Origin of the sequence: Streptomyces sp. NPDC058758, from assembly GCF_042746075.1 — a bacterium.
Lineage (GTDB): Bacteria > Actinomycetota > Actinomycetes > Streptomycetales > Streptomycetaceae > Streptomyces.
This window is the reverse complement of sequence record NZ_JBHYPS010000060.1, coordinates 24,191-33,004: the sequence shown is the minus strand read 5'-3', so window position 1 is coordinate 33,004 and position 8,814 is coordinate 24,191. Positions and strand designations below refer to the sequence as shown.

10 protein-coding genes and 1 tRNA gene are annotated in these 8,814 nt (G+C 75.1%); 4 read left to right on the top strand and 7 right to left on the bottom strand.

Annotated elements, in window-relative coordinates; genetic code table 11:
• Positions 1–149 precede the first annotated feature (149 nt).
• The gene (locus ACFW6A_RS36930) at positions 150–311 is read right to left on the bottom strand and encodes a hydrophobic protein (protein ID WP_351857269.1); all 162 of its coding nucleotides are present in this window, start codon (positions 309–311) and stop codon (positions 150–152) included.
• 96 nt (positions 312–407) lie between these two features.
• Complete coding sequence (locus ACFW6A_RS36925; RefSeq protein ID WP_386646144.1) at positions 408–779, bottom strand: hypothetical protein; 372 nt, start codon at positions 777–779, stop codon at positions 408–410.
• A gap of 230 nt (positions 780–1,009) precedes the next feature.
• On the opposite strand from ACFW6A_RS36925, the gene ACFW6A_RS36920 reads away from it, so the two are divergent.
• Both ACFW6A_RS36920 and ACFW6A_RS36915 read left to right on the top strand, forming a co-directional pair.
• A complete protein-coding gene (locus ACFW6A_RS36920) occupies positions 1,010–2,740 on the top strand; it encodes a thiamine pyrophosphate-dependent enzyme (RefSeq protein ID WP_386646141.1) in 1,731 nt (576 codons plus the stop codon).
• Positions 2,741–2,884: 144 nt separating this feature from the next.
• A complete protein-coding gene (locus ACFW6A_RS36915; protein WP_386646138.1) occupies positions 2,885–3,058 on the top strand; it encodes a CsbD family protein in 174 nt (57 codons plus the stop codon).
• A 132-nt stretch (positions 3,059–3,190) separates the two neighbouring features.
• On the opposite strand, the gene ACFW6A_RS36910 is transcribed toward ACFW6A_RS36915, so the two are convergent.
• A complete protein-coding gene (locus ACFW6A_RS36910; RefSeq protein WP_386646135.1) occupies positions 3,191–3,772 on the bottom strand; it encodes a DUF6328 family protein in 582 nt (193 codons plus the stop codon).
• Positions 3,773–4,652: 880 nt separating this feature from the next.
• On the opposite strand from ACFW6A_RS36910, the gene ACFW6A_RS36905 reads away from it, so the two are divergent.
• Positions 4,653–4,729 (top strand) — tRNA-Trp (locus ACFW6A_RS36905).
• Between the two features lie 120 nt (positions 4,730–4,849).
• On the opposite strand, the gene ACFW6A_RS36900 is transcribed toward ACFW6A_RS36905, so the two are convergent.
• Positions 4,850–5,302: an SRPBCC family protein gene (locus ACFW6A_RS36900; RefSeq protein ID WP_351857310.1), complete on the bottom strand. Its 453-nt coding sequence runs from the start codon at positions 5,300–5,302 to the stop codon at positions 4,850–4,852.
• Positions 5,303–5,462: 160 nt separating this feature from the next.
• On the bottom strand, positions 5,463–5,837 hold the full coding sequence (locus ACFW6A_RS36895; protein ID WP_351857307.1) for a PRC-barrel domain-containing protein: 375 nt from the start codon (positions 5,835–5,837) through the stop codon (positions 5,463–5,465).
• 460 nt (positions 5,838–6,297) lie between these two features.
• On the opposite strand from ACFW6A_RS36895, the gene ACFW6A_RS36890 reads away from it, so the two are divergent.
• Entirely contained in the window at positions 6,298–7,200 is a 903-nt protein-coding gene (locus tag ACFW6A_RS36890) for a serine/threonine-protein kinase (protein ID WP_351857305.1), read from the top strand.
• Between the two features lie 212 nt (positions 7,201–7,412).
• On the opposite strand, the gene ACFW6A_RS36885 is transcribed toward ACFW6A_RS36890, so the two are convergent.
• Together ACFW6A_RS36885 and ACFW6A_RS36880 are read right to left on the bottom strand one after the other, a co-directional pair.
• Positions 7,413–8,243 (bottom strand): hypothetical protein, encoded by an 831-nt coding sequence (locus ACFW6A_RS36885; protein ID WP_386646131.1) that lies wholly within the window; start codon positions 8,241–8,243, stop codon positions 7,413–7,415.
• Between the two features lie 16 nt (positions 8,244–8,259).
• A complete protein-coding gene (locus ACFW6A_RS36880; RefSeq protein ID WP_386646128.1) occupies positions 8,260–8,811 on the bottom strand; it encodes a hypothetical protein in 552 nt (183 codons plus the stop codon).
• Positions 8,812–8,814 lie beyond the last annotated feature (3 nt).

Below are 8,814 nucleotides of genomic sequence, written 5' to 3'. Positions count from 1 at the left end.
CCCGCCGGGGCCCACCCCGGGCCTCGCCCTCCCCCGGCGCCCCCCAGCCCCCCCCGCCGCCACTTCCCCCCGACGCGCCCGTCGCCCCGGCCCGGGCCCCTTTCACGCCGTGGGGCGATCCGCGGTCCGGGCGGACGGCGGGAGGCCGCCTACCAGCGGTACCAGCGGCCCGTGCCGCCCTTGGGCCGGGCCACGAAGCCCACCAGCCACAGGACGAGCACGATCACGGCGAGCCACCAGAGCGCCTTGACCGCGAAACCGGCACCGAAGAGCAGCAGGGCGAGCAGAAGCACGAGGAGCAGGGGGACCATGGGTATCGACCTCCGGAAAGTCGGACGGGAAGCATCGGAAGGAAACGGCCGGGCGGGGCGGAGAGCCCGCGCCCGCGGGAGGGACGTCCCGCGGGCTCAGAGCCGGCGTTCGAAGAACAGGGCGACCGGCCCGAGACCGCGCCGCGCCTCGCGTCGGCCGGACCGCCGTCCCAGCGCGTACGCGAGGCCGAGCGCCCCCGCCGCACCCAGGGCCGCGCCCCCGGCCGGCCCCTTGTGCGTGTGCACGGCCGTCCACAGCCTGTCACCGGCGCCGCGGACCGCCTGCGCGACCGCGCGGGCCTGCTCGGCGAACGGGCCGGGAAACAGGGGGGACTCCCCCATGCCCGTCGGCTCGTACAGCTCCCCCAGGTCGGGGTCGGCCACCTGCGACGGGGCGGGGTAGTCCGGTACGGCGTACGGGCCGGTCCGGGGGAACGGGTTCTGTTCACTCTTCTCCGAGGCACTCATGGGAGGTCGTCTCGCCGCCCGCGCCCTCGCTAAACCTGCCGCGTCCCCCTGCCCGGAGGGGGCCGGCCCGGGGGCCCGGCCGGAGGGGGTACGGCCCCGGGGGGGCCGGTCCCGGCGGTCCCTGCGTCCGCATCGGTCCCGGCTTCACGGGCAGGCGACTGGGGGACAGCTCGTCCGGACCGGTCCGGCCTCCGGCGGACCGGTCGACATCCTTCGTGAAGGGAGCCCCCATGACCCGTACCGTCGCACAGGTGATCGTCGACGGTCTCGCGGACCTCGGCGTCGGCAACGTCTTCGGCGTGGTCGGCGACGCGCTCAACCCGCTCACCGACGCCATCCGGACCACCGAGGGCATCGACTGGACCGGCTTCCGCCACGAGGAGGCGGCGGCCTTCGCCGCCGGGGCGCAGGCCCAGCTGTCGGGCGGCCTCGCCGTCTGCATGGGCACCGTGGGACCGGGCTCGGTGCACCTCCTCAACGGACTGTACGACGCGGCCAAGAGCGGAGCCCCGGTCCTGGCGATCTGCGGCCAGGTCCCCCTGTCCGAGGTCGGCGGGGACTACTTCCAGGAGGTGGACAACGACCTCCTCTTCCGGGACGTGGCCGTGTACCGCGCCACCGTCACCTCCCCCGCCCAGATGCCCCGGCTGCTGGAGTCGGCGGTGCGGGCGGCCGTGACCCGGCGGGGCGTGGCCGTGCTGACCGTGCCCGGGGACCTCGGCGACCAGGAGGTCGCGGAGGACCGGCCGGCGCGGTTCGCGCTGCCCCGCCCCGCCGTCACCCGCCCCGACGACCCGGCGCTCGCCGAGGCCGCCGAGGCGATCGGCCGGGGCTCCCGGGTGACCCTTCTCGTGGGGCGCGGCGCCCGGGAGGCCCGCGAGGAGGTGCTGCGCGCCGCCGAGCTCCTCTCGGCACCGATGGTGCTGACCCTGAAGGGCAAGGAGGGCTTCGAGGACGAGAACCCGTACGAGGTCGGCCAGACGGGACTGATCGGGAACCCGGCCGCCGCCCACGCCATGGACACCTGCGACACGCTGATCATGCTGGGCACCGACTTCCCCTACCGGGACTGGTACCCGGAGGACTGCCGCGTCGTGCAGATCGACACGCGGGAGGAGCACCTCGGCCGCCGGGTCCCGGTGGACGTGGGGCTCGCCGGGGACGTGGGCGCGACGCTGCGGGCGCTGCTGCCGCTGCTGACCCCCGTTCCGTCCCGGACCCACCTCGACGAGGCCCGCGAGCGGTTCGCGCGCTGGCGGGAGAGCCAGGCCGGGCTCGCGGACCCCTCCCACGACAGGCACCTGCTGGGGCGGGTGCGGGCGATGTTCGACAACCGGGCGGAGGACATCCGGCCCGAGGCCCTCGCGGCCGCGGTCGACCGGCACGCGGCCGACGACGCGGTCTTCACCTCCGACACCGGCATGGCCACGGTGTGGCTCTCGCGGTTCGTGCGGATGCGCGGCACCCGCCGGCTGCTCGGCTCGTACAACCTGGGCTCCATGGCCAACGCCATGCCCCAGGCCATCGGGGCCCAGCTGTGGGCACCTGACCGCCAGGTGGTGGCCTTCTGCGGCGACGGCGGGCTCGGCATGCTGCTGGGCGACCTGATGACCATCCGCTCCGCGCGGCTGCCGGTGAAGCTCGTCGTCTTCGACAACCGCCGTCTCGGCATGGTCAAGCTGGAGCAGGAGCAGGCCGGGCTCCCCGAGTTCGGCACGGTCCTCGACAACCCCGACTTCGCCGCGGTGGCCGAGGCGCTCGGGCTGACCGGCATCCGCGTCACCGCCCCGGGCGAGCTGGACGAGGCCGTCCGCAAGGCGCTCGCCCTTCCCGGGCCGGTGCTCCTGGACGTGCTGACCAATCCGGCGGAGGTCGCCGTGCCGGGCAAGCCGACGGTGTCGCAGGGCTGGGGCTTCGCCATCGCCAAGATCAAGGAGAACCTGCCGTCGGGCACCGGCTGATCGTGTGCCGCCGCCCCGTGAAGGTTTGCTCCCGCCGATACGGGTCATGCGTCCCATGTCAGATGTGCCGCTTATGACACATGCGGATTATGCGGCACATGTGAAGTAAAGGTCTATGTGTCCCCTGGAGAAGGAGTGGTTTCCATGTCCGGTGAGCAGAAGATGAAGTCGAAGGCCGAGCAGGCCAAGGGCAAGGCCAAGGAAGCGGTCGGCCGGATGACCGATAACGAGCGCCTCGAGGCGGAGGGCCGGGCCGAGCAGGCCAAGGGCGACGCGCGGGGCGCCAAGGAGAAGGCGAAGGACGTCTTCAAGCACTGATCCCGGCCCGAGCCGGCGGACGACGGACCTCGTCCGGCACGGAGGGGCGGCCCACCACCCGGTGGGCCGCCCCTCCGTCGTGGTCGTGACGGGTGCGGACGGAGAGCGGCCCCCGTCCGCACCCGGAAGGGGTCACTTCCCGTTGCTGTAGTGCGCGCGGACCCACAGGGGCAGGGCGAACCAGCAGACCAGGTACCAGGCGAGGACGCCGGAGACCAGCCAGGGCACGTAGGGGTCGTGCGTCGCCACCCTCAGGATGAGGAAGAGCGCGGACGTCAGCGTGGCGAGGAGGAGCAGGATGCCGGTGAAGGTGAGCCGGGAGGCCCAGACGACCGCCTGGGGCTTGACCCGCTTCCCCGACACGATCCGGTGGAAGGAGACGGGGCCGATCAGCGCGCCCGTCGCCAGCGAGCCCAGGACGACCGTGACGAGGTAGATCGTCTTGTCGGTCCGCTCCAGCTCGTGGAAGAGCGGGGTGAAGACCACCGTGAGGAGGAATCCGAGGAGGATCTGGACGCCGGTCTGGGCGACCCTGATCTCCTGGAGGAGTTCCTGCCAGCGCCGGTCCGCGCGCTCCTCCTCCGTCTCGCCCCGCCCGTCCGCGCCCCCGCCGGGCCCTCCGGCGCGGGCGCCGTGCCCCACGTCCCCCTCCTCCTTCCGCTCGTCCTCCTCGTACCGTTCGCCCTTCGGCGTGCCTGCGTTCCGTTCGCCCATGAAGATCCTCCTCCGGGACATGGGGCGGGAGCGGACCCCGTACCGCCTCGGTCCGGCGGCGCTTCGCCCCTCATCATCGGACGCGGACGCCTCGAAGGCACCGCGCCACGGGGTCCGGCGAATGTGAGTGCGCGCCCCGGGCGCGGAAGGCGGAGGCCCCGGGAAGAACCGGGGCCCTCCGTCCCGCGCGCCGGGGCGCCGCGTCAGGCACCGCCCGGGCCGGCCGGCCCGGGCACCGGGGCGGGGCCGTCGGCCCACCGCTCCGGCCCGTCCCGCCCGCGCGGCGCGCCGGGGGGGCGCGGCGGAAGCACTCGTACGACTCCGCCGCTCCGGCCCGGGGCGCTGGGGTCCTCGGACGGGACCGCGCCCTCCGGCCGCCGCGGGGCGGCGTCGCCGGAGGGCCGAGCGGACGGCGGATGCGGGGAACTCCGGTCGGGTTCGCCGTGACCACCCTCCAGGGGGTGGTGCCGTCCGACCGCTCGTCACTTCTCTTGCGGTGCCTTTCGGTTCGTCTTGCCGCTCCTCCGGCCCTCAAACCCTGAGTATCCGGAGGGCGGCCGCTCGTGACGGCTCCGGGCCCGGGGCACGGACGGGGCCGTCGGCGCCGTCCGTGCGGGCAGACGACCGCCCCGCGCCGGAAGGGTGCCCGGGCGGGGCGGTCGCGGGCCTGCGGGCCCGCCGTGGAAAGGGGGGTCGGAGACCGGCGGCGGGGCGGGCCCGCTCTCCTTCTCCGGCCGAGGGCCGGCCGGTTCCCGGGGCTGCCGGTCGGCCGGTCCTCGGGAAGGCCGGTCGGCCGGCCGGTCCTCGGGACGGCCTTCGGCCGGCCGCGATATCCCGTGGCGCCGGCCCCGGTCGGGGTGAGAGGCTTCCCTCACACCGAAGGGGTGTAGCTCAGATGGCCAGAGCGCCGGTCTCCAAAACCGGATGCCGCAGGTTCGACTCCTGTCACCCCTGCCACGTCAGGTCTCCACCGCGTCTTCGCGCGGCCTCCGTGGCGTCCCCGCGGGGACGCCACGGAGCGGACCGTCCGCGTCCGGCGAGGGGTTCCGGTCCCCGGGGCGCGTTCCCGGCCGAGGGTCAGACCGATCCGCGCCAGGCGCCGGTCTCCTGACCGCCTCGCTCCTCGATGAACGACTTGAACCGCTTGAGGTCGCCGGTCACCTTCCGCTTGACGAACCCGAGCTTGTCGCCGACCTGCTCGGTCAGTCCCTCGGGGGCGAAGTCCATCTGGAGCATGACCTTCGTCCGGCGCTCGTCGAGGCGGTGGAACGTGACGACGCCCGCCTGGCGCGCCTCGCCCTCGACGGTCGTCCAGGCGACGCGTTCGTCCGGGATCTGCTCGGTGACGACGGCGTCGAACTCGCGCCGCACGCCGCCGATCTCCGTGACCCAGTGGGTGAGCGTGTCCGTACGCTGCTCGATCCGCTCCACGCCGTCCATGAAGCGCGGGAAGGTCTCGAACTGGGTCCACTGGTCGTACGCGGCACGGACCGGGACCTCGACCTCGACGGATTCCTCTACCTTCGACATGCCGACACCTTTCTGTGGGTCTGTGGGCGGGGTGTTCCTCCGCGTCGCGGACGGATCGGCGCGGTGCGCCGCGACCCGTCCGGGAGGACTCACCCCTCTCGTTCGGAAACGGATGCTCCTCGTGGTCCGGGGATCCCTCCCCGGGGCTGCCGGCGGCCCGTCAGAAAGGGCCCACGCCGCCCGGGAAGGGGCCGCCCGTCCGGTAGTGCTGGGCGAGGTCCTCGCGGTACTGCCGGTCGGCGAGGTGCTTGTCGGAGACGAACTCGGGCGCGTCCTTGACCTGTTCCTTGGACAGGTCGAGGTAGAGGGTGCGCTCCTCGAGGTCGACGCGGTTCACCGCGCTCGCCGGGATCAGCACCTCCTTGCCGAAGATCCAGACGCCCGTGTCCACGACCAGGTAGGAGTCGTCCACCTCGTCGGAGTGCTTGTCCACCTTGCCGATGTGCCCGTCGGACGCCTCGACCTTCCATCCGGTGAGGTCGGTGCCCGCCAGGTGGCCGGACTCCGTGCGGTAGGACCACAGGTGATCGCTCATAGCTGTCACTCCTCTGTCGCTGTGTTCACTGTCTCCGTGCGCTCGCACGGGCCGGCGGCGGACGTGCGCGCCGCCTGGGAGCGGACCGTGCCGGTGGTCGTCGGCGACCACGGCACCGGGGCCTCGGGGACTCCGCGTACGAGGGCCGTCCGCCGACGGCGCTCGCACCGGCGGGTGGCCCCCCGCCGTGTCCGCTCCTCCCCTGTGAGCCGGACAGCACCCGCGTACCCGGGGGCCCCGGGATCATTCCGCCGTCCCGGAAAAGACCGGAGGACCGCGTGCCGGGGAGACCGGACGCCGACGTCCCCGGCCCCCGTCCTCGCCGTCTTCGCCTTCCTCCAGGGGATGTTCATGGTGCGGCGGGGCACGCGACAGGCACGAGTCCGCGCGCGCCCGAACGGGCGGCGCGCCCGTCGACCGGCCCGTCGGCAACGGCCGGCCCCACCCCCAGGGAGCATCGATGCAGGTCCGTACGAGGCCCGTCCCGCCACATCCCGCACCGGCGGCCCACGCCGTCGCCGGCCGGTACCGACTCGACCGCCTTCTGGGGCGCGGCGGCGCCGCCGACGTGTACGAGGCCCTGGACCTGCGGCTGCGGCGCCCGGTGGCGGTGAAGGCGTTCCGGCCGGCGGCCGCCGGCCGGGCCCACGCGCAGTGCGGTGAGGAGGCCCGCCTCCTGGCCCGGATGCACCACCCCGGTCTGGTGACGCTCTACGACACCGGTGAGGACGAGGGCCGGCCCTTCCTGGTGATGCGGCTCGTGCGCGGGACGACCCTGCGGCGGCGGATAGCGCGGGGGGTCCTCACGCCCGCCGAGACCTGCCGGACGGGCGCGGCCCTGGCCTCGGCCCTCGCCCACGTGCACGCCCAAGGGGTCGTCCACCGCGACGTCAAGCCGTCGAACATCCTGCTGGACCGGGCGGAGGCCCCGCTCCTCTCGGACTTCGGCATCTCGCGCCGCTTCGGCGGTTCCGGGGACCGCGCGCCCGCGGGTGACGGGGCGTTCGCCGGGACCGCCTCCTACATGGCGCCCGAGCAGGCCCTGGGCCGGAGCACGGGGCCCGCCGCCGATGTGTACAGCCTCGGTCTGGTGCTCCTCGAAGCGCTGAAGGGCGAGGCCGAGTACGGCGGAGCTCCGCTGGAGGCCGCGCTGGCGCACCTGGACCGCTCTCCGGTGCTTCCGCCGGACCTCTCGCCGGGGCTCGCCGGACTGCTGGCGGCCATGACCGCCCGCTCCCCCGGTACGCGGCCCGACGCGGCGGCCTGCGCCCGGGTCCTCGCCGACCCGCGGACCGCCGGACGCCCTTCCGCCGCGGGCCTGCCCGGGCGCGCCCGGGCCCGGCGCCCTCTCGGCCGTCGCTGACGACGGCGCGACGACGCCCCGCGCGGAGTACGGCGCGGGGCGTCGTCGCGTACGGGCCCTTTCCCGGTGCCGGCGGCCGGGATGTACCGCCGGCCCGGCGGTGCGGGGCGGGAAGCCGTACGCACCACCGGGCCGGATGCCGCCGGGGCCGGACGGCCGGAAGGGGCCGCTGAGCCGGTGTCAGGCGGGGAGAAGGGGCCGCTGGCCGGGTGTCAGGTGGACAGGAGGCGGTGGAACAGGGCGCGGTACTGGCACAGGGCGCGGCGCAGGCTCTCGGTGTCCGCCTCCAGGCCCTGGCTCCACTGGCTCTCCAGGCTGTTGCGGTGCCGGGCGAAGGTGTCGGCCAGGTTCCTCATCACGTCGCCGACGAGCACGTCCGCCGCGTGGACCGCCTGGCGGGGGTCGTCGACGAACCGGCCCTGGACCTCGTGCCAGCGCCTGCGGAACTCCGCCTCCTCCTCGGCGCCGAGCAGGTCCGGGACCCCCTCCGCGTCCGCGTCCCCGGGCGCGCCGGTGCCGTACGCGTCCTGTCCCGGGCCCCGGGGGGCGGGTGCGGCGTGGCGGGCGTGGTGGGCGGTGGGCGCGGGGCCCGGGGGCGCGGACGGCATGGGCGGGGTCCCGGGCGCGTCCGGTCGGCCGGACTGCGCCTGCCGGGGGTCGGCGGGCCGGGCGTGCTGCGGGCCGTCGTCGTGCCGGGCCGGGGGCGGGGTGGGGGCGACCGTGGGGCTGTCCGGGGTTTCCGGACGGGTGCCGGGGGCCGACGGCGCGGGTGTGGGCCTGCGGGGGTCCGCCTCCCCGGGGGCCGCGGGCGCCGACGGGGTCGGCGCGACCGTCGGGCTCTCCTCGGGCGGCCGCGCCGCGGTGTTCCCGGTCGTCCCGGACGCGGGGCGCGCGTAGCCGGAACGGTTCTGCCCCCTCGGTGTGTCGGGGCGGACGGCGTCGTGCCCGGGGCGGCGGTCCCCCGGGGCCGGGTGGTTCGGGGCCGGGTGGTCCCGGTGGCTCGGCGCCTGGGTCGTGCGGTCGGACGTGTCGTGGTGTCGCATCTCTCCTGCCTCCGCGTCAGGACCGGCGGGCGCCGGTCGGCTCGCCGTCGGCGAGCAGGTCGTCGAAGAGGGTGCGGTAGTGCGTCATCGCGACCCTCAGCTGTTCGGTGGTGGCGGACCCGGAGGTGCTCAGGGCGTGGATCTCCAGGGCCTGCCGGTACTGCTCCAGAGCGCGGCCGTGCCGTACGGACAGGTCGCGCAGCCGCTGCTCGTACCCCTCCTCGGGGTAGCCCCGGTCGCGCGTCAGCTCCGTCACCAGGTCGTCGGCGTGCTGGACCGCGGCCTCGGGCCGGTCCACGAACTCCTCCTGGACGCGCGCCCATCGCTGGGCGTACCGCTCCCGCGCCTCACCGGACACGGGCCTGATGTCCAGGTCCGCGTGGCGACGCTCGCGGGCGTCCAGTTCCTCTTCCGCTGCCCGTCTGCTGCCGGTCGCCTCGACGGCCCGTTCGTACTCGGGCCCGAAGCGATCGCGCAGTCGCACCCGTCGCCTGCGGTACACCGCCACGCCGGCGACGATCCCGGCGGCGACGACCACGACGGCGACCAGGACGATTGCGGTCGTCATCGG